Annotated in this window: 16 protein-coding genes; 5 read left to right on the top strand and 11 right to left on the bottom strand. The window is 65.3% G+C overall.

Annotation, left to right across the window (positions count from 1 at the left end):
- Positions 1-23: 23 nt before the first annotated feature.
- The 3 genes from GGQ61_RS13885 to GGQ61_RS13875 form a co-directional block, all read right to left on the bottom strand.
- Positions 24-881: an SLBB domain-containing protein gene (locus tag GGQ61_RS13885; protein ID WP_183773712.1), complete on the bottom strand. Its 858-nt coding sequence runs from the start codon at positions 879-881 to the stop codon at positions 24-26.
- A gap of 18 nt (positions 882-899) precedes the next feature.
- Positions 900-1976, bottom strand: a complete 1077-nt coding sequence (locus GGQ61_RS13880; RefSeq protein ID WP_183773711.1) for an outer membrane beta-barrel protein — start codon at positions 1974-1976, stop codon at positions 900-902.
- Between the two features lie 245 nt (positions 1977-2221).
- On the bottom strand, positions 2222-3442 hold the full coding sequence (locus GGQ61_RS13875; protein WP_183773710.1) for a Coenzyme F420 hydrogenase/dehydrogenase, beta subunit C-terminal domain: 1221 nt from the start codon (positions 3440-3442) through the stop codon (positions 2222-2224).
- 147 nt (positions 3443-3589) lie between these two features.
- On the opposite strand from GGQ61_RS13875, the gene welK reads away from it, so the two are divergent.
- A complete protein-coding gene (gene welK / locus GGQ61_RS13870) occupies positions 3590-4696 on the top strand; it encodes a beta-1,4-glucuronosyltransferase WelK (protein WP_221221015.1) in 1107 nt (368 codons plus the stop codon).
- A 94-nt stretch (positions 4697-4790) separates the two neighbouring features.
- Here welK and GGQ61_RS22260 read toward each other — a convergent pair whose 3' ends face one another.
- From GGQ61_RS22260 to GGQ61_RS13850, 4 genes are all read right to left on the bottom strand, one after another.
- Positions 4791-6860: a right-handed parallel beta-helix repeat-containing protein gene (locus GGQ61_RS22260; RefSeq protein WP_183773709.1), complete on the bottom strand. Its 2070-nt coding sequence runs from the start codon at positions 6858-6860 to the stop codon at positions 4791-4793.
- A gap of 322 nt (positions 6861-7182) precedes the next feature.
- Positions 7183-9027 carry a right-handed parallel beta-helix repeat-containing protein gene (locus GGQ61_RS22485; RefSeq protein WP_183773708.1) on the bottom strand — a complete coding sequence of 615 codons (1845 nt, stop codon included), beginning with the start codon at positions 9025-9027 and terminating at the stop codon, positions 7183-7185.
- 36 nt (positions 9028-9063) lie between these two features.
- On the bottom strand, positions 9064-9213 hold the full coding sequence (locus GGQ61_RS13855; RefSeq protein ID WP_183773707.1) for a hypothetical protein: 150 nt from the start codon (positions 9211-9213) through the stop codon (positions 9064-9066).
- 231 nt (positions 9214-9444) lie between these two features.
- Positions 9445-10533 carry an acyltransferase family protein gene (locus GGQ61_RS13850; protein ID WP_183773706.1) on the bottom strand — a complete coding sequence of 363 codons (1089 nt, stop codon included), beginning with the start codon at positions 10531-10533 and terminating at the stop codon, positions 9445-9447.
- A 227-nt stretch (positions 10534-10760) separates the two neighbouring features.
- On the opposite strand from GGQ61_RS13850, the gene GGQ61_RS13845 reads away from it, so the two are divergent.
- Both GGQ61_RS13845 and GGQ61_RS13840 read left to right on the top strand, forming a co-directional pair.
- Entirely contained in the window at positions 10761-11666 is a 906-nt protein-coding gene (locus GGQ61_RS13845) for a glycosyltransferase family 2 protein (RefSeq protein WP_221221014.1), read from the top strand.
- A gap of 3 nt (positions 11667-11669) precedes the next feature.
- Complete coding sequence (locus GGQ61_RS13840; protein WP_183773704.1) at positions 11670-12593, top strand: glycosyltransferase family 2 protein; 924 nt, start codon at positions 11670-11672, stop codon at positions 12591-12593.
- On the opposite strand, the gene GGQ61_RS13835 is transcribed toward GGQ61_RS13840, so the two are convergent.
- The gene (locus tag GGQ61_RS13835) at positions 12586-14172 is read right to left on the bottom strand and encodes an O-antigen ligase family protein (protein WP_183773702.1); all 1587 of its coding nucleotides are present in this window, start codon (positions 14170-14172) and stop codon (positions 12586-12588) included. The two genes, GGQ61_RS13840 and GGQ61_RS13835, sit on opposite strands and share 8 nt — an antisense overlap.
- A gap of 324 nt (positions 14173-14496) precedes the next feature.
- Between GGQ61_RS13835 and GGQ61_RS13830 the strand changes: the two genes are divergently transcribed.
- Positions 14497-16113 carry a right-handed parallel beta-helix repeat-containing protein gene (locus GGQ61_RS13830; RefSeq protein ID WP_183773700.1) on the top strand — a complete coding sequence of 539 codons (1617 nt, stop codon included), beginning with the start codon at positions 14497-14499 and terminating at the stop codon, positions 16111-16113.
- Positions 16114-16170: 57 nt separating this feature from the next.
- Positions 16171-17181 (top strand): right-handed parallel beta-helix repeat-containing protein, encoded by a 1011-nt coding sequence (locus GGQ61_RS13825; RefSeq protein WP_183773698.1) that lies wholly within the window; start codon positions 16171-16173, stop codon positions 17179-17181.
- Here GGQ61_RS13825 and rfbA read toward each other — a convergent pair.
- Genes rfbA through rfbB form a run of 3 tightly spaced genes read right to left on the bottom strand, consistent with a single transcriptional unit; the run spans position 17178 to position 20047 of the window.
- On the bottom strand, positions 17178-18071 hold the full coding sequence (rfbA, locus tag GGQ61_RS13820) for a glucose-1-phosphate thymidylyltransferase RfbA (RefSeq protein ID WP_183773696.1): 894 nt from the start codon (positions 18069-18071) through the stop codon (positions 17178-17180). The two genes, GGQ61_RS13825 and rfbA, sit on opposite strands and share 4 nt — an antisense overlap.
- Positions 18072-18986, bottom strand: coding sequence for a dTDP-4-dehydrorhamnose reductase (rfbD, locus tag GGQ61_RS13815; RefSeq protein ID WP_183773694.1), 915 nt, complete (start codon positions 18984-18986; stop codon positions 18072-18074).
- Entirely contained in the window at positions 18983-20047 is a 1065-nt protein-coding gene (rfbB, locus tag GGQ61_RS13810; protein ID WP_183773691.1) for a dTDP-glucose 4,6-dehydratase, read from the bottom strand. The genes rfbD and rfbB overlap by 4 nt, the downstream gene beginning before the upstream one ends.
- Between the last annotated feature and the right edge of the window lie 89 nt (positions 20048-20136).

Genomic DNA, 20136 nt, shown 5'->3' with positions numbered 1-20136 from the left:
TGTCTCCGGCCCCCAAAGCCGCCTTAGAACAAACGCTCGCCGATGACGATCACGTCGCCCGGCTCGACCTTGTCGTCGAGATTGACCTTCAGTTTCGTGCCCGCACGGGTGACCTGCAGACGGCGGTCGGAACCCGCCGGCCCAAGGCCTCCGGCCTTGGCGATCGCCAGACGATAGGTGAGCCCCGTGGCCACCGGGTACGATCCCGGCGAATTGACCTGGCCGCTGATGTAGAAGAGCTCGGCTTGCGGGGCGAAGATCTTGTCGCCGGCCGCAACGACCGGGTCCTGCGACAGGTCGCCCGTCGCCAGATCCTTGATCAGCAGGCGCTTCTCGGCGCTACCGTCCGCGGGACGCAGGACGATGTAGTCCGCGCCGGCAGCGTTGACGCCGCCGACCCGCGCCAGGATTTCCGACAGCCGGTAGGAACGATTGACCGTGACCAAGCCCGGCGAGGTGACCGCGCCTAGGACGGTGACGTAGCGGCTGGAGTAGGAGACCACTTCCACATTGACGATCGGGCTGGCGAAGTAGCCGCCAGCCTGCAACGCCGCGCGCACCTGTTCGCTCAGGGCGCGGGCCGTACGATCGCCGGCCGCGATACGCCCGATCAGCGGCAGCTGGATGGTGCCGTCGGCCCCGATGCGCGCGCGGGTCTTGAAGTCGGCCCGGCCCAGCACCTCGACATCGACCACATCGTCGGCGCCGAGGATGTAGTCGGGCGACGGCGCCGGCTGCGCGTCGGGCGCAGCCATCGACGGGCCGACGGCCGGAGCCATCGCCGGACCTGCCGCAGGATTGGTCGCCTGCGCCTGCGCGCTCAGCGGCACGGCGAGAGCAGTCCCGATGACGACGATCAGTTTGAGCAGGCTATTGCGCATGGTCAGGCCTCAGTCCGATTAAAACGCGACCCCCGCCGACAGCGCGACGACAGTCCGATCATAGGTGTACTGCGGGGCGTTGGCGTCCCGATCCTCGTAACGCGCATTCAGGCTCCAACGGATCCGCTCGCTTTGCGCAAACGTGATGCCCCCGAAAACGGCGTAGCTCTGGGAATCCGTCAGCACCGGGAACAGGGAGGCGAATGAGCCGTCCGTTTCGGTGTCCACGAACTCCGTGCCTGCCGACAGTGCAATTCGCGAGCCAAGATCGTAGTCGGCCGTAAGGCGATAGTTGGTCGCGATCGAGTAGAGGCCGCCGATGCTGCTGGCGGGCAAGACCGCACGGCCCATGCCGAACTCGGTCCGCAGGCGCGTCGTCGGGCGATAAATCAGGTCAACGCTCCAGGTTGAACCCTCGAAGTCGCTGTTGGCCACCAGGCTGTCGGTCTCGACCGTGGTGTAGCCGTAGTTGATGACGCCCTGCAGGCGGCTGCTGATCCGACGCTCGAACGACACGCCCAGGGTCGTGGTCTGATAGCCGCTGGCCGAGGTCGGCAGGAGGCGGTTCGGATAATCGGTGTCCGAGTAGCCCGCATAGACCGTGAGCGTTCCCAGGGCGGGGCGCGAATAGGTCACGCCGACGGTGCCGTCCCACGTCTCTGAATCATTTTGGAACACAACGGCGTTGCTGTTCTCGGACCAGGTCTTGTGCGCCGCGGCCGTGACGCCGAGGCCGGCGCCGCGAGTGCAGGCGACGGTCGCGCCCAGCGAGCTGCTGTCGATGGCGTTCTCGGAGTCCACCAGGGTGACGGTCTGAATGTTCGCCTGACCGTGGTGGAACGAACCGCCCAGCTGGCCCTCGCAGGGACCGAAGCGCAGGTTGGCCCCGCCTTCGAAATCCAGGTTCTCGGTGTCGAGCTGGGTGTTCTTGTCGTGGAAGTCGTAGCCCACGCTGCCGCGCAGATAGAGCGACTGGCGGCTGACCGGCAGCAGCACGTCCGCCGTCACCGCGGGACTGAAGATGGTGTCCTCTCGCTGGATGCCGCGGAGCGCCGCGGTCGCCGCGTCCGAGCGGGAGACGTTGCTGTCGTGCACGACCGTCGCCTGGACGCCAAACGTGACGCTTCGCGTCTCTTGCGCGAGCGCAGGCGTGGCCAACGCCACAACGCCAAGCAAACTACCGCAGACGATCTTTCCGTAATGCATGCGCGTGCCCCCCAATTCGTAACGCCTTCTGACAGGCCCGAAGCCCTTCAGAGAGATAGCGCCCGCGATTTGCGCGTGCACTAACAAAGTAGGCTGAAGTTTGTGAACAATCTGCTGATGAGCAGTTCGGTTAACTAGCGCTTTCCAAGCAGTACCCGGCGCATCGTTCCAACCAGATTGCGCGCGGCCTCTGCCGGCGGCGCGAGCCGCGCTGCGGTCGAAACCTCGGTGCCCCGCATGTCGGGCTTGGGCTGCAAGGTGGCGCTGAGCGCGCCCAGCCGCGCACGCACCAAGCGCTTTCGACGCGCTTGCGACGGCTGCATCAGGTCGATCTCGCCGACCTCCAGCGGCTCAGCGCTCAGGACGCCGTCGTCGACCGCGCGCTGGAACATCTCGGCGCCCACCGGCGAGCGCACCACGATCAGGCTGCGGCCATCCTGTTCTTCGAAGCTCGGATAGCCGCTTTCACCGCCATACCAGGCATCGGCGCAAGCGATGTCCGCTGCTCCACCGACCGCGTCCGGGCAGATCTTGCAACGGAACTGAACTTCCTTCGAGAGGTGGCCGCCCCAACTGTCGGCATAGGACATTTTCGCCACCCGGCCGTCGTGCGTGGTCGCCGCCGCTGTTCCGGGCCAGCCCTGGCCGCGGAAGCGAAAGGCCGCCACGTCCTCGAAAGACACCTCCATCGCCTTCAGGATCCGATGCACGCCATCATGGCTGGGCATGCCGCCGCAGAAGAACGACAGCATCAGTGGCACGTGCTGATCGACACGCGGATCGTGCAGCGCAAGCCGGCGCAACGCCGAGACGTCGCACGGCTTGCCCACGAAAGCCATGCGCCCGCCGGCGGCCAGCGCCTCGTCGATGCCGCTTAGCGGCGAAGAGGCCGTGTAGCGCGAACCAGCGCCAGCCAGAATTTCCTGCGGCGTCGTCGAACAGACCGTAACGTTGCCGGTGGGATTTTCGGGGTCAGCCTTGATATGAACCACCCGGTCTACAAAGCCGCTGGCGATGGCGTGGATCAGGATCGCCGAAATCGCACCGCCGGACGAACCTTCGAAGCGCACGGCCTCGTCAGTGGCGAAGCCGGTCCAGACCCCACGCCACGGTCCCCAGTAGGGATGCATGTTCGCATCGCGATCCCAGGCGGCGACGACCGCGCCGGGGCAAGACCCCGCTATGGCCCGCTCGGCCTGGGAAGAAATCGGCGCGGACTGCACCGGCCGGCTATAGCCGGGCGGCGTCATCTGCATGGTGATCGCGCCCTCGGACACGGATGCGCAAAGCCCACACCCCGTGCAGAGCTGCCCACGAAGCACGCGTTCGACGGTTGGTGACGCCGGCAAGGCCATACTGGTTTCCCTGACCGCGCCGAGCGCGCGCGACCTCGCTACAACAAAAAAAGGTTTCGCGGCGGTTTAGCGCCGACTGGCCGACGAATATCAAGCCACGTAGTAACCCGTCTTTAGATGTCTGAGTGGTAACGAGAGATTTCCCGCGTGAACAGTGATGGCGAGACGGTGGCGGTTTCAGACGTCGTAGCTGCGGAAGCGGCGCCCGCCAGCGGCGCGACGCCGGCAGGCCGTCGCCTGCGGCTGTGCCTCGCCGCCTCCGGCGGCGGCCACGTTCGCCAACTGCTCGACCTCGAGAGCATCTGGTCGAAGCACGACTATTTCTTCGTCACCGAGGACACCGCGCTGGGCGCGACACTCGCTCAGACGCATCGCACGCACTTCGTCCCGCACGTGGCGATAGGCCAGGCGCGGCTCGGCGCTCCATGGCAGATGGTCCGCGCCGGGATCAGCAATTTCTTTCGCTCGGCGTCGATCATCGCCCGCGAACGTCCGGACGTCGTCATCTCGACGGGCGCGGGAGCGGTGTTCTTCGCGGTCGCCTGGGCGCGGCTGCGCGGCGCGCGGACAGTGGTCATCGACTCGTTCGCGCGCTTCGACCGTCCGTCGCTGTTCGCCCGCATCGCCGCCCCGATCGCCGACGACATGGTGGTGCAGTCGAAGGCGCTGGCCTCGCATTTCCCCAAGGCTAAGGTGTTCGATCCCTTCCGGCTGCTGGACGCCGCGCCGCCGCCGAAGCGGCCGCTGCTGTTTGCGACCGTCGGCGCCACCCTGCCCTTCGAACGCCTGGTCTCGTCCGTCGCCGAGCTGAAGGCGCGCGGCGGCCTGTCGGAAGAGGTCATTATCCAGACTGGAGTCGGCGCCCCGCAGCCCGAGGGCGTGACCGCGGTCGAGACCCTGCCCTTCGACAAGATCCAGCAGTTGCTCAGGGAAGCCGACATCGTCGTCTGCCACGGGGGCACCGGTTCGCTGATCACGGCGCTGCGCCAAGGCTGCCGGGTGATCGCTTTCCCTCGGTTGCTGGAAAAGGGCGAGCACTACGACAACCACCAGGCCGAGATCACGGGCGCCTTCGCCGCGCGCGGACTGATCGAGGTCGCCAACGACGCCGACGAACTGGCTGCCGCGATCGCGCGCATCAAATCTCGGCCGCCGGTGCTGGCGACCACCGATCCGAGCGAGCTGATCGGCTATCTCGACGGCGTCCTCGACGAGGAACGCCGCAAGCGTAGGTCGAAAACGCAAAATGCGTGACGACCGCTGGGGCCGTCACGCTTTTCGGTAGCGTGGTTCGGATGCCCCGAACCTGGGCATGGCGGCCAGGTCCGGGGACGTCCGAGGGAGCCGCTTAGAGCGCGAACTCCGAGCCGTCCAGGCTGTGGACGCCCGTCAGCTTGATGTGCAGGTCAGCCACCTTGTCGCCGTTCATGTCGCCATAGACGTGAGTTTCGCCGTTGGTGACTTCATAGCGGAGTTGGCCGGCCTGGCCGCTGAACGCCTTGGTTCCGATGAAGGCGAATTTGTCGTTCGCCGCCGTTTTGGTGTTGGCGTCCAGCTCGCTGAGCAGGATCTTGTCGCCCTGCGCCTTCGAGAAGTCCGTGATCAGGTCGGTCGACCCGAGGTCGGCCGGACGGAACACGAAGTTGTCGGCGCCAGCGCCGCCGGTCAGGGTGTCGGCGCCCGGGCCGCCTTCCAGGCGATCGTTGCCGGCCCCGCCAAGCAGGACGTCGTTGCCGTCGCCGCCGGTGAGCGTGTCGTTGCCGTTGCCGCCGTCGAGACGGTCGGAGCCGGCGTCGCCCAGCAGACGGTCATTGCCGTCGCCGCCCGAGAGGGTGTCGTCGCCTTCACGACCGCGCAGGATGTCATCGCCGCCCAGGCCCGACAGGTTGTCGGAATTGGTGGTGCCGGAGATGTCGTTCGCCAGGTCGTTGCCGGTGCCCGACGTCGCGCCGTCCTGCAGCTTCAGGTTCTCGACGTTGTCGGTCAGCTTGTAGTTCACCGACGCATAGACCGTATCGGTCCCACCATTTGCAGTCTCGACGACCTTATCGTCGGCGTCCTTGATGATGTAGGTGTCGTTCCCGGCCCCGCCGATAAGGACGTTGGCGCCCTTGCCGCCGGTCAGCACGTCGTCACCGACGCCCCCTTCCAACTGCATGTTCTCCTTGCCGCTGACCGTCAGGCGGTCGGCGCCGGAGGTGCCCTTCACGATGGTCAGCGAACCGCCGTCAGAACCCGAGCCGCTGTCCGTACCCGAACCGCCGTCCGAACCGGAACCACCATCCGAGCCAGAGCCCGTACCCGGATCGGGATTAGGCGTCGGATCCGGAGTCGGAACCGGCGTCGGATCGGGCCTGGGATCCGGAGTCGGGGTCGGCGTCGGAGCGCCGCCCGGCAGCGGGAAGGTCGAGATGGCGCCAGCTTCACCCTCGTGCGCCTTCACCCAAGCGTCGATCTTCGCGATCTCCGCAGAGGTCAGGGCCTTGATGGTGACGTTGCCGCTGTTCGCCGTCGTGGTCGTGCCGCTCAGGTTGAAGCTGGCGGCTTCGTTGTTGGTGATCTTGGCGTTGGTCGAGTTGGCGATCCGGATCCAAGACGTCATGTCGCCATAGGGCGCGACGGTGTTGCCGTCGACGGTCAGGCCGTTGGTGTTGGACACCATGATGCCGTTGTACATGCCGCCCACGACCACGTTGTCCGTCACGGTCACGTTCTTGTAGCCGATACCGGCCTGGTCGGTGATGAAGATGCCCTGGATGATCCCGCCTTCACCGCGCGCGACCACGTTGCCGCTGACCACGATGTTTTGCGCAGCCGAGGTGGCGCCGCGGGTCAGGAACTGAACGGCGTCCGGGTGGTCGCCGGTGGCCGGGGCGAAGTCGTGGAAGGAGTTGTTGAGAACCTGCACGTTGGACGTACCCACGGCGATAACGCCGTCAGCACGCATGTCATGCATGTTGTTGCCTTCGACGCGAACGCCGTTGCTGTTCATCATGCTGACGCCGTGCGCGAGCTCGTGGAACTCCGAGTTCGTCACCTTCACGTTCGAGCTTTCACGGATCAGCATCGCCGACTGGTCATCGCCGGGGTTGTTGTTCAGCGAGCCGTGGAAGTTGATGTTGTCGAACGAGATGTTCTTTGAGCTGTTGACCTGGGTGTTCCAAACCGTGGACGGATTGCTGTAATCCATGTGCAGGTTCTCGAAGGAGAGCCCTTGGCTGTTGGCCACGGTCAGACCCGTCAAGGTCGCTGGGTTACCCGCATCCTTCGAGGTGATCGTCACCGTACCGTCGAAGACAATGCCCTTCAGATTGACATTGCCGTAGTTGCCGGCCGAAAGAAGGATATTATCGCCCGCCTTAGCAGTCGTAAGAGCGGCGCGCAGCGAATCTGCACTATTAACAGTAATATTAGTCACGTAGGGAGACCCTCACTATTGGTGGCCAAAGTCCGATACACTTGCGTGCACCAAAGCCACTGAATGTGAGCGTCTATCTACATACTGAGATTGCGCCCATCCAGGTGACGGAACGTCGCAACAATCCTGCAATGTCTCGAATTTAGACTGTTATATACCTGGATAGTGACGGTTGATTCGCGTCCAAGACATGTCATGAATCGGGCGGAATCCGGGCGAACAGCGACTAATCTTCAGTTCTCCTTTCGAACGACCAAAAGAAAACCCGCCGCTGCGGGGGACGCAGCGGCGGGATGGTGTTCGAACCCGGTTTTCAGCTCACTCAGAGCATGAAATCGGCGGCCGTGAGCTTGCTGACACCCACCACGTTTATCTCGAAGTCGGCGATGCGGTCGCCGTTCATGTCGCCGTAGACGTGTGCGTCCCCGTTAATGACCTGGAACCGCAACTCGCCCGCCTTGCCGCTGAAGGCGCTGGCGCCGATGAACGTGAATTTGTCGTTCGCGGCGGTGTTGGTGTTGGCGTCCAGCTCGGCGAGCAGGATCCGGTCGCCCTGGGCCGACGAGAAGCCCTCGATCCGATCCACGCCGACCAGGTCGCCCGGGCGGTAGACAAAGCTGTCGGCACCGGAACCGCCGACCAGCGTGTCAGCGCCGGGCCCGCCCTCGAGACGGTTGTCGCCAGCCCCACCGATGAGGATGTCGTTGCCTTCACCGCCATACAGGCTGTCATTGCCCGCCCCGCCGTCCAGGCGGTCGTCGCCAGCGTCGCCGTAAAGCTGGTCCGCGCCGTCGCCGCCGCTGATCGTGTCGTTGCCTTCACGCCCTCGCACGGTGTCGTCGCCGCCCATACCCGACAGATTGTCGGCCTGCGTCGTGCCCGTGATGATGTTGGCCAGCCCGTTGCCAACGCCGACGGTCGCGCCTTCCTGCAGCTTCAGGTTCTCGACGTTGGCGCTGAGCGTGTGGTTGACGTAGGCGTAGACGAGGTCGGTCCCGCCATTCGCGCCCTCGACGATCACGTCGTCGCCGTCGCGGATGATGTAGGTGTCGTCGCCGGCCCCACCGATAAGCGTGTTAGCGCCCGCGCCACCGGTCAGCACGTCGTTACCCGCGCCGCCTTCCAGCTGCATGTTGGCCTTGCCGGTGACGGTCAGGCGATCATCGCCAGCCGTCCCGGCGAGCACGATCACGGCGGTCTCCACCGGAGCCGGATCCTTGACGACCGGCGCCGTCGGAGTCGACGTGGTGGGCGCGGTCGGCGTGGTGGGAACCGTCGGAGCGGTCGGCGTCGTGGGGACCGTCGGGGCGGTCGGCGGGACGGGGGCCGCGCCGTCCAGCATGCCCACCAGGCCGCTCGAAACGTCGGTATTGGCGGCCAGCCAGGTATTCAGGCTGGCGATCTGCTCAGCCGTAAGCGGCTGCAGGATGACGTCGCCGGTTTGCGTCAGAGCGGTGTTGCCCTGCAGGATGTAAGCGCCCGCCTGATTGTTGCTCATTTGGACGTTGGTCGAGTCGCCGACCCGGATCCACGACTTCTGATCGCTGTAGGAGGCCACGACGTTGCCGTCGATGACGACGCCATTGGCCATCGCCACCATGATGCCGTTGTACATGCCACCGGTCACGACGTTGTCCGTCACCGTCACGCGGTCATAGCCGAGCCCGATCTGGTCGGTGATGAACACGCCCTGGATGATTCCGCCATCGCCGCGCGTGATCAGGTTGCCGCTCACCAGGATGTCGTGAGCCTTCTCGGTCGTGCCGCGGGTCAGGAACTGGATCGCGTCCGGATGGTCGCCGTCGGCCGGATAGAAGTCCGTGAAGACGTTGCCGACGATTTGCACGTTCGAGGTCCCCGCGCCCATCACCCCGTCGGAACGCAGGTCATGGAAACTGTTGGCATCGATGCGAACGCCGTTGCTGTTCATCATGCTGACGGCGTGGGAGAACTCTTGGAACTCCGACCCGACCACCTTGACGTTCTCGCTGCTGCGGATCAGCAGCGCGTTCTGGTCGTCGGCGGGGTTGCCATTCAGCGAACCATGGAAGTTGAGATTGTTGAGCTCGATGTTCTTCGAGCTGACGATCTGTGCGTTCCAGACCGTCCACGGCGAACTGAAGTCCATGTGCAGGTTCTGGAAGGTCAGGTTCTCGCTGCCCGTCACCACTAGACCGGTAAAGGTCGCCGGATTGCCGGGATCCTACGAGGCGATGGTCACCGTGCCGTCGAACACGAGGTTCTTGATCTGGACGTTCGAGTAGTTGCCAGCCTCAAGAAGGATCGTATCGCCAGACTTGGCGGCGTTAAGCGCCGCGGTCAGGGATTGAGCGCTATTCGCCGTGAGTATCACGATATCTCTCCGCCACCAGATCCGTACTCGTGCTTTGTATTGGCGAGTACGGGATGCCCCGTTGTGGACTTACGATTAGCAACAAGCCGCTTGAACCGGCCTTAATCAGCTAGGTTAATTGCGCGATAACATAAACATCCGGAAACCATGCGCTCCTACGCCTTGCAGGCGCACGGAACAGCGCCGCCCCGGCACACGCTGGGGCCGTCGATCGCTATCGGTGAGATCGGACTAGGTTTGCTGGGCGGCCAGTCGGCCGGCGCGCCGGCGGCGTCGATAGGCGTCAAGCGCCGGGCGCTCGACGAGGTGCCAGGACAGCGCAGCCAGCGGCACGGTCGCAGCCATGGTGACCAGCGTCAGGGCCAGGTGCGACGAGGTCGGCCAGAAGGCGTAGATCAGCACCATCACCGGATAGCCGTAGATGTACATGCCGTAGCTGTAGTCCGGCCACTTGGCGGAGAAGACGCTGCGCTGCGCGGTGAGCAGGCCCCAGCACAACACCGCATAGCCGATCAACAGCGCGCGCATATGTAGGCCAAGCCCCACGCCATGAGCCGCCAGGGTCACGACGAACAGCACGCCCAGCCAAATCCACGAAAGCGGAATGCGCTCGCGGAAGAGATAGGCGGCGATGCCCAAGGCGAACGCCGCCCACAGGCGGTCGAAGGTTTCGATCAGATAGACTGCGCCATCGCCCACCAGGCTGCGGGCCAGTTCCTGCACCTGTGGAACATCCCAGACCAGCACGCCGACCAGGCTCAGCGGCAGCACCAGCCGCTTCATGATCGTCGGCTTGGCCAGACCCAGCGCGCCAAGGATCGCCAGCACGGCATAGCATCGGACCTCCCAGGGCAGGGTCCAGAGCGAACCGTTGAGCACGCACGGCTCGCCGCCACACTCCACACCAGTCAGCCGGTAGGATGCGACTGTGAATGTCAGGTTGGTCAGGACGAACTTCGAAGTCTCGCCGCCGAGATAGGCGCCGGGGGCCGCCGTGGTGAAGAAGCCGCCCACCAACACCGTCAGCAGCACGCACAGGGCCAGCCCCGGCCATAGCCGCACGAACCGCGCCGTGAGGAAGCGCACCGAACTGCTGAGCCGCAGCAGGCTTGGATAGACGAGAAACCCGCTGAGGAAGAAGAAGCCGTCGACCGCATAGGCCGATATCGGCGCGCCGAGAAACCCACTGAGGTCGTCGGCATTCCGCACGCCGGTGGTCATGAAGTAGCAGTGCGTGTAGATGACCGAACTGGCGAGCAACAATCTAACCGCGGTGAAGTTGTTGGCGTCGGCGTCCAGTCGCTCGTCGCTGATCCGCATCGCCCGTCCCTCGACCACGCCGCTTCGCACTATCCGACCGGCAAGCAGCGACTAGTACAGCAAAGCTGATACGTAAACCTTACGCGAACCGCACCCAACCACTACACCAACTCATACTGCCTCCAGGTCGCGCCAATATTGATGAAACGTCAACATCGCAGGGGCATATGTGCGACCGGGCCCGCCGTCGCGGCCGCCCGTTGTTCATATGCGAGTCCGCCCCGCCGATGGAATTGACCGGAGACGCCCTGCCCGCTGGCGCGCTGCCTCACGTCAGCGTGATCGTACCCCACTACAACGACCTCGCATCGCTGGATCGCTGCCTGTCGGCCCTGCAAGCCCAGACCTATGCGCCCGACCGCTTCGACGTGATCGTCGCCGACAACATGTCCCCGGTGGGGGCAGACGCTGTGAAGCAGACTATCGCAGGCCGCGCGAGAATCGTCAGCGTAGCTGAGCGCGGGGCCGGCCCGGCCCGCAACGGCGGCGTCGCTGTGGCGCGCGGCCAGATCCTCGCTTTCACCGACTCCGATTGCATTCCGGCGCCCGAATGGCTCGCCGAAGGCGTCGCGGCTCTAAAGCGCAGCGACTTCGTCGGCGGCGGCATGCGCGTGCTGGTGGGCGACGAGGACCACGTCACCGGCGCCGAAGCGTTCGAACTGGTCTTCGCCTTCGACAACCAGGCCTATGTGGAGCGCAAGGGCTTCACGGTCACCGCCAACCTCTTCTGCCCGGCCGCATTGTTCGCCCAGGTCGGCGGCTTCCGGGTCGGAGTGTCCGAAGATCTGGAATGGTCGCACCGCGCCCGCGACGCTGGATTCAAGATCGGCTACGCGCCGGCCGCGCTCGTCGCCCACCCCGCCCGCCGCGACTGGAAAGAGTTGTCCGCCAAATGGCGGCGGCTGAACGCGGAGACCTTCGGCATCGTCGCCGCTCGACCGCAAGGGCGGGGACGCTGGCTGGCCCGCAGCCTGCTGCTGCCGCTCTCGGCCGTCGCCCACACGCCACGCGTTTTGACCAGCCCGCGCCTGCGCTCCCCGCGCCAGAAACTCCACGCCATGGCCATGCTCTACCGGCTACGTTTCTGGCGCGCCTTTGACGCCGTGGGCCTGCTGGCCCGTGCGGAGCGCTGATCCATGCATGTCGCCGTCTGCATCGTCGCGTTCCGCAACGTTCCCGACATCGTCGCCTGCCTCGACGCGCTGGGCCGCTCCAGCCACAACGCGTTCGAGGTCCTCATCTGCGAGAACGGCGGCCAGGCAGCATACGACGCGCTCGTCGCCCAGCTGCCCCAGGCCCTGCCCAGCGGCCAGATCGTCCGCGCCGTGCGCGCGCCGCGCAATCTCGGCTACGCCGGCGGCGTGAACGTCGGCCTGCAGGAAACGCCGCACGCCGACGCCTGGTGGGTGCTCAACCCTGACACCTTGCCGCAGCCGCAATCGCTCGAACGCCTAGTGGCCCGGCTGCAGGCTGGCGGCTGCGAAGCCGTCGGCGACACGGTCTACCTGCCGGACGGCCGGGTGCAGTCGCATGGCGGCCGCTGGCGGCCATGGCTGGCGCGGGCCGTCTCCATCGGCCACGGCTCGCCGCACGGCGCGCCGCCCGATCAGGCGCAGATCGAGCGCGAGCAGAACTATCTCAACGGCGCGTCGATGATGATCGGACGCCGCTTCCTCGAGACCGTCGGCCCGATGCGCGAGGATTACTTCCTCTACTGCGAGGAGGTCGAATGGTGCCTGCGCGGGCTTCAGCTCGGCATGCGCCTGGGCTACGCGCCCGGCGCCGACGTCCTGCATGAAGCCGGCACCACCACCGGCTCCTACGCCGCCATCCGCAGCCGCCCGCGCACGCCGATCTATCTGGGCGAACGCAACAAGCTGCTGACCACCCGCGACCGCTATCCGACACGCCTGCCGGTCGCGGCCGTCGCAGCGCTCGCCCTGCTGGGTCTGCGGTTTGGTCGCGCTCGCGCCTGGCGCCAGCTCGGCTATGCGCTGGCCGGCTGGAGCGCGGGTCTGCGAGGCGAGCGCGGCCCCCCGTCCTGGCTCGACGTCAGCTGACGTTGGCCGGCGGCGCGCCTGCCTCGGGCTTCTCATGGGTGGCTCGGTAGACCATCGCCGTCACAATGCCCATCAGCATGAAGATCAGCGGGTGGTTATCCTGCTGGCTGAACACCGACTTGATGACGATGAAGTTCACCAGGGCGATGGCCGCGGGCATGAAGTAGCTCAGCTCGCCCGTGGGTGACCGCACCGCGTACTTGGCCGCGTAGTAGGTCGAGATGACCAGCATCCCGTAATAGACGAAGAAGCCGATCACGCCGTACTCGAGGCCGACCGCCAGATAGTAGGTGTCGATGGTCGTGATGCCCGCCGGGCTGACGAAGCCGAGCGTGCTGCCGCCCGTACCTGCCCCGTGCCCCCATGGCGCCTTCAGGATCATCGGGATGCCCATGTCGTACTGAGCGCCGCGCGACGCCGTGCTGGCCGCCGTGTCGCCGCCGCCCCAGACCATGTTGCGAAGTCGGCCCACGAACATCGTCGCGGCGATGAACAGGGCGAAGATCACCGGATAGGCCAGCACGATAGCCGGGGCCAGCAGGCTGGTCTTGTCCGCGCGCCATCGCAGCCAGCTCCACAGCAACAGGTAGAGCATGAACGACAGCAGGAAGCCGACCATGCCAAGACGGGAGTCGGTGATGATCACCACATAGAGCATCACCGGCATGGTCACCCCGGCGGCGATACGGGTCACAAGCCTCTTCCCGAACATCACGAAATGCAGGACGAAGGGCGCCGTTAGCGCAAGGAACTCGGCCAGACCAAGCGGTGTGGTGAAGGTGCTCTGCACGCGATACTGCCCAGTCGCCGAACGCATACTGCCGGTGAGCGTCCGGATCACGCTCTCGTCCTCGACCTTCAGGAAGCTCGGCACGAAGGCGCCCCAGGACGGGCGGCTGATTTTGAACTCGAAGAGCCCCATCAGGCAGACGACGACTGTCACGACCCAGAGGATCACCGCCCAGCGGTGGACCCGCCCGGGCTTCAGGAAGACGAACGCGCTGGTGAAATAGATCGACGTCCAGGTCAGCTGGGCGTTGATCACCCGCTGGATGGACTGGTCCTTCTCGTCGGAGAAGGCGATCGTGACCACCTGGATCAGCACGAAGCCGGCCAGCAGCTTGTAGACCAGCGGCGTGGCGTTCAGCGCTTCCTTCATCTGCGCTCTGAAGTCCGGCGACATCGAGTAGCTGATGGCCAGAACCAGGGCGAGTGGCGCGCCGACCAGGCGCATCAGCGTGATCCACGGCAAGCCCGGCAAGGCCACGGCCAGATAGTTCGGCCATAGGAACAGCACGATGATGAAGGCGAAGCTGAGCCCGTACAGCATGCCCGTCGGCGCGGTGCGGGTGTCGGGCAGCGCCCAGACCGTCAGCAACGCCAGGAGGATAACCGGAATGACCAGCTGCTTGATCAGGTACGGCGTCGTCAGACCGTAGAAGAAACCGAAGAACAGGCAGAAGCCCATGAACGCGAGCAGGAAGGCAGCTTGAACCAGGCGCCCGGGGCCGGGCCGGGTGTAGGGTCTCAGGATAATCGGCCGCGAACTGCGGCCGTCATTGTCGCTGCGCGCCCACATCAGGGCCTCTCCCAGTCGTTTTCAATCCGCCGGCTCGCAGACGCGCCGAAGCTAGGCGTTCACAATCTGACGTCCATGAATTAACATTCTTCCCAGCGCTCGCTAAGTCGTGAGAGCGCAAGGCCGCGGGAGAGTTAAGCCCCCGCAGCCCAGTGCAAGTAGCGCCTCGATTTTAAGCATTTGTTAGATGTACTCGGGCCCGATCAGCCCGACGGAGGCGCCAGTCCTCCTGCGTCAATTTAGCCCCGGTGACCGTTGAGCTTCACCCGCTATGGTCGGTGAGACAGCGGGGGCTGCGACCAGAATAGAGAAGACGCAAATCTGATGGCCGATATCCTGTGCGCCAGCGCCGCCGAGCTTACAGCAGCACTTGGTGTAGCCAAGGCTGGAGACAGGATACTGCTGCAGGAAGGCAACTATTCTAACGTCCAACTGAAGAATCTCGTCTTCGGCAGCGCCGTTACAATCACTTCCGCAGATCCCGGCCAACCGGCGACCTTGACCGGGCTGACCGTGAGCAACAGCCAAGGGCTGGTGATTAGCAATCTGCACCTCGATTTCAGCGCGCCGTGGACGGTCTGGAACGCCCAGGTCCTCAGCTCGAAGGACATCACGCTCGCCAATCTCAGCATTCACGGTTCTTTGAACGGCACGCCGGCCGACGATCAATCGGGGATCCTGATCCGCAGCAGCAGCGGCGTGCGCGTCACCGGATCGGAGTTCCAGCAGCTCGATCATGGCATCAGCCTGACCGACAGCAGTGACGTTCGGGTTGACAACAATCGCATGCACGACCTGCGCGCCGACGGGATCGTCGCCGTCGGCACGTCCCGTGTTCAGATCGTCGGCAACTCCTTCACCGACTTCTATCCGGTGAGCGGCGACCACCCCGATGCGATCCAGTTCCTGACTCGGGGCGCCACGGCCCGGGCTACGGACATCGTGGTCAGCGGCAACCTGATCACACGCGGCTCCGGCGGGGTGATCCAGGGCGTCTTCATCACCGATCAGATCGGCCTCGGCTACGACCGGGTCACCGTTACCGACAATGTCGTGATCGGCGGCATGTACAACGGCATCATGGTCACCAAGACCAACGGCCTCGTGGTCGGCGGCAACCTGGTGGTCGGCTACAGCGACATGACGTCGTGGATCCGCATCAACGACTCGACCAACGCCCAGGTCACCGACAACCAGGCGATGACCTTCAACCTCCAGGGCACGACGAACCTGACGCAGTCGGGCAATTCGATCGTCGCGGCGCTGCAGGACAACGGCGCCAATGCGCTAGCCCACTGGATCAAGGGCGGCGACGGGGACGACCATCTCAGCGCCCGCATCGACGGCGGCAGCCGTATCGAGGGCGGCGCCGGCAATGACATCATCACCGGCCGTGAGTTCGCTGACTTTCTCCGCGGCGGCGACGGCAACGACAGCATCCTGGGCGGCGGCGGCGGCGACGACATCAATGGCAACACCGGCGACGACACTATCAACGGCGGGGCCGGTGAAGACTGGGTGTCCGGCGGCCAGAACAACGATCTGCTGCTAGGCGGCGCCGGCAACGATCTCGTGCTGGGCAATATCGGCAACGATACGATCTATGGCGACAGCGGCAACGACACCCTGCGCGGCGGCCAGCACAACGACATCATCTTCGGCGGCGACGGGAACGACTGGATCTCGGGCGATCTCGGCGACGACACCATCACCGGCGGCGCCGGGGCCGACACCTTTCACATCTTCGCCCAGTCCGGCCTGGACCTGGTCACCGACTTCACTCGCGCCGAGGGCGATCGCGTCTTCATCGGCGACGGCTCGCGCTACAGCGTGACCCAGGTCGGCGCCGACGTGGTCATCGATCTGGTAGGCGGTGCCCGCATGGTCCTGGCCAACGTCCAGCTCTCGTCGCTTTCCGAGGGATGGATCGTCTCGGCCTGAAGACGCGGCCGCAACGTCTGATAGGGTGTCGCTCCGCCGAAGCTAACGGAGCGCACCATGCTGGAAATCCTGCTCTTGGCCCTGGCCGCGGACGCCGCGCCTCAGCAAGCGCAATCGGTTGAGCGCGTCGCCCAACGCGGGCCGGTCACGGTCCGCAACGCCCTCACCCTGACGCTGGCGATGAAGACCGCCAGCCCGGGTGCGACGGTCGTGCTGGCGCCCGGCGACTACGGCCAGATCGCGCTGAGCGACCTGAACTTCGGCACGCCCGTCACCCTGGTCGCCAAGGACGCGCAGACCGCTGGCTTCGTGCTGAAGAACGTCACCGGGCTGCGGGTCGTCGGGCTGAACGTGGTGCTCGACCAGCCGGGGGCGGGACGGCTCGCCGTCAACGACAGTCAGAACATCCAGTTCAGCGGCCTGACGGCGCGCGGATTGCCGACCGGCCAGGGGCTCTTCTTCACCAAGTCGCGCAATATCCGCGTGGAAAAGTCGTCCTTCTCCGGCTTTCGGAACGGGATCGTCCTCAGTAACTGCTACGACGTGGCTATCGAGGGCAGCACCTTCCGGCGGCTGGGTGCCGACGGCGTTACCAGCAACGGCACCTCGAGGCTGCTGATCAAGGGGAACGACTTCGCCGACTTCGCCCCGACCCCGGGCTCGCACCCCGACGCCGTCCAGTTGTTCACTCGCAACACCACGGCTTCGGCCGAGGATATCACCATCGTCGGCAATCGCATCCGCCGCGGATCGGGCGGCATCATGCAGGGGATCTTCATCACCGATCAGGTGGGCACCCTGCCCTATCGCCGGGTGGTGATCCGCGACAACATTATCGAAGGCTCGATGTACAACGGCATCGCCCTGATGCACGCCGAGGACGTCGAGGTGTCCGGCAACACCGTCCAGCCCTACGCGGGCATGAACGCGCGCATCAACCTCTCCGGCGTTACTGGCGCCCAGGTCTTCAACAACCGCTACTGGAAGCTGCTGCAGAGCGACAACAAGGACATTGTCGTCAAGGATCGGCCCAGCCTCAGCCCGATCCGGGCGCCGGCCGCGCCCTAGATCAAGCGACGGCTCGGCGGGGCCGCCTGCTCGGCGATGTCGAGCAGGTACTTGCCGTACGCGGTCTTCTCGAAAAGCTTGCCGCGCGCGCGCAGTTGGTCGCGGTCGATGAAGCCGTTGATGTAGGCGATCTCCTCCAGGCAGGCGATGTGCACGCCCTGGCGCTTCTGCACCGCGCGCACGAACTCCGAGGCCTCGACCAAGCTCTCATGGGTGCCGGTGTCCAGCCAGGCATAGCCGCGCGACAGTTGCTCGACGAACAGGTCCCCGGCTTCCATGTACATGCGATTGAGGTCCGTGATCTCGAGCTCGCCGCGCGCCGAGGGGCGCACCTGCTTGGCGAACTCGACCACGCGGTTGTCATAAAAATAGAGGCCGGTGACAGCCTGGCGCGACTTCGGCTCGACCGGCTTCTCCTCAAGGCTCACGGCTCGGCCGGTGTCGTCGAGCTCCACCACCCCGTAGGCCTGCGGCTGGTCGACCTCGTAGGAGAAGATCGTCGCCCCGTCCTTGCGGTCGGCGGCGTTCTTCAGCAACCGGCTCATGCCGGCGCCGAAGAAGATATTGTCGCCCAGCACCAGGGCGGCGCGCTCGTCGCCGACGAAGCTCTCGCCGATCAGGAACGCCTGCGCCAGCCCTTCGGGCTTCGGCTGAATCGCATACTCGATCCGGAGCCCGAAGTTCGAACCATCCTCGAACAGCCGGCGGTAGTTGTCGATGTACTCCGGCGACGAGATGATCAAGACGTCCCGGATGCCGGCCAGCATGAGCACCGACAGAGGGTAGTAGATCATCGGCTTGTCATAGATCGGCAGCAGTTGCTTGTTTACCGCCAGCGTCGCCGGATGCAGCCGAGTGCCCGAACCACCGGCCAGGATGATGCCCTTCATCTAAAGTCCTTGTTCCTGCTTGGCGGGAAGCAGCGCCTCAACAATCTCTTCCACCGCCGCCCGCCAAGGGCGCGGTTCGATCCCGTAGTCGGCCCGCAACTTGGCCACATCCAGGCGTGAATTGGCCGGCCGGCGGGCCGGGGTTGGAAACTCTGCCGTCGTGATGGCTTCGAGCCGCGGAGCCGGGGCGCCGCGCGCCTCCGCCATGTCGAAGACCGCCCGCGCCAACTCGCACCAGGTCGCCTCGCCGGCGTTTACGAAGTGATAGGTGCCCGTCGGCGCCAATTGCGGAGAGGTGATCATTCGTCCGGTGATTTTGAGCAGCGCCGCAGCGATGTCGGCCGCGCTGGTCGGGCAGCCGCGCTGGTCATCGACTACACGCACCTCGGGCCGCGTCTGCGCCAACCGGAGCATCGTCTTGACGAAGTTGGCCCCGTGCGGGCTGACCACCCAGGCCGTACGCAGGATCAGGTGCCGACGGTTGCCCGTGCGGACGGCCTGCTCGCCCGCCTCCTTGGAGCCGCCATAGACGCCCAGCGGCGCGACGGGATCGGATTCACGGTAAGGGCCTGGCTTGGAGCCGTCGAACACGTAGTCGGTGGAGACGTGGATCAACGGGATCTGGGCGGCGGCCGTCGTCTGGGCAAGCGCCGCCGGACCCAGGGCATTGGCGCGCCAGGCTTCGATCACCTCGCTCTCGGCCCGATCGACCGCGGTGTACGCGCCGCAGTTGATCACCGCGGCCCACGGCCGCGATGCGACCATCGCCAGGATCGCGTCCGGGTCGCCAAGGTTAAGTTCCGCGCTCGAGGGCGCGACGATGTTCATCGTCGCCGGCGACTGGCGAATAATCTCGGTTCCGACCTGACCGCTGCCGCCGGTCAGCAGCACGTCCGCCGCGACGGTCGAAGTCATGCGCTCACGGTCTTCAGGCCTAGCCGCTCGCCCGCATCGCTGCGCGCCAGGATCGGGCCCCACCAGGCGTCGTTTTCGAGATACCAGCGGACGGTTTTCTCAATGCCGGTGTCGAAGCTCTCGGCCGCGCGCCAGCCCAGCTCGCGGTCGAGCTTGGCCGGATCGATCGCATACCGATGATCGTGACCAGGCCGGTCGGCGACGAAGCTGATCTGCTCCTTGTACGACTTGCCGTCGGCGCGCGGACGCAATCGATCCAACGTCTCGCAGATGGCGTGGACGACCTGCAGATTCGTGCGCTCGGCCCGCCCACCGATAATGTAGCTCTCGCCGGGTGTCCCGGCCTCGAACACTCGAGTCAGGGCCCGGGCGTGATCGTCGACATAGAGCCAGTCCCGGACGTTGGCCCCGGCGCCGTAGACCGGCAGCGGCTCGCCGGCCAGGCACTTCACGATCATAAGCGGGATCAACTTCTCGGGGAAATGGAAGGGCCCGTAGTTGTTCGAGCAGTTCGTGACCAGCACCGGCAGGCCGTAGGTATGGTGCCAGGCGCGGACCAGGTGGTCGGACGACGCCTTCGAGGCCGAATAGGGCGAGCGCGGATCGTAGGCCGTCGTCTCGGTGAAGAAACCGGTGTCCCCGAGCGAGCCGAACACCTCGTCGGTCGAGATGTGATGAAAGCGGAACGCGCCCTTGGCGGATGCATCCAGTCCACGCCAATAGGCCAGCACCTCCGACAGCATCACGAAGGTGCCGATGATGTTCGTCTGGATGAACTCCGCCGGACCGTCGATCGAACGATCGACATGCGACTCCGCGGCCAGGTGCGTTACGACCTGCGGACGGAAGTCGCGCAAGGCCGCGCGCACCGCTCCGGCGTCGGCCACATCAGCCCTCCGGAAGGCGTAGCGATTGTTGCCTGCGACGCCGTCCAGTGACCGTTCGTCGCCGGCATAGGTCAGCTTGTCGAGGTTCAGCACCTCATGCTCGGTTTCGGCGATCAGATGCCGGATCAGGGCCGAGCCGATGAAGCCGGCTCCGCCGGTGACAAGAATGCGCAAAACCTACTCCCCCAGAGATCGCTGGCGTCGAAGGTTACTCCATACCGCCTGCGCCCCAATTGACGAAAGGGCCTGGGCCCCCGATCCGT

Source organism: Phenylobacterium haematophilum (assembly GCF_014196295.1).
Classification (GTDB): Bacteria; Pseudomonadota; Alphaproteobacteria; order Caulobacterales; family Caulobacteraceae; genus Phenylobacterium; species Phenylobacterium haematophilum.
This window is presented reverse-complemented; position numbering and strand designations above follow the sequence as displayed.

What these genes read in the sequence shown, in the direction of transcription:
- rfbD (WP_183773694.1), bottom strand. Translation starts at nt 18,986, where the DNA reads ATGACTTCGACCGTCGCGGCGGACGTGCTGCTGACCGGCGGCAGCGGT.
- GGQ61_RS13850 (WP_183773706.1), bottom strand. Translation starts at nt 10,533, where the DNA reads ATGCGGATCAGCGACGAGCGACTGGACGCCGACGCCAACAACTTCACC.
- GGQ61_RS13835 (WP_183773702.1), bottom strand. Translation starts at nt 14,172, where the DNA reads ATGTGGGCGCGCAGCGACAATGACGGCCGCAGTTCGCGGCCGATTATC.
- rfbA (WP_183773696.1), bottom strand. Translation starts at nt 18,071, where the DNA reads ATGAAGGGCATCATCCTGGCCGGTGGTTCGGGCACTCGGCTGCATCCG.
- GGQ61_RS13830 (WP_183773700.1), top strand. Translation starts at nt 14,497, where the DNA reads ATGGCCGATATCCTGTGCGCCAGCGCCGCCGAGCTTACAGCAGCACTT.
- GGQ61_RS13840 (WP_183773704.1), top strand. Translation starts at nt 11,670, where the DNA reads ATGCATGTCGCCGTCTGCATCGTCGCGTTCCGCAACGTTCCCGACATC.
- GGQ61_RS13885 (WP_183773712.1), bottom strand. Translation starts at nt 881, where the DNA reads ATGCGCAATAGCCTGCTCAAACTGATCGTCGTCATCGGGACTGCTCTC.
- GGQ61_RS13825 (WP_183773698.1), top strand. Translation starts at nt 16,171, where the DNA reads ATGCTGGAAATCCTGCTCTTGGCCCTGGCCGCGGACGCCGCGCCTCAG.
- GGQ61_RS13875 (WP_183773710.1), bottom strand. Translation starts at nt 3,442, where the DNA reads ATGGCCTTGCCGGCGTCACCAACCGTCGAACGCGTGCTTCGTGGGCAG.
- GGQ61_RS13845 (WP_221221014.1), top strand. Translation starts at nt 10,761, where the DNA reads ATGGAATTGACCGGAGACGCCCTGCCCGCTGGCGCGCTGCCTCACGTC.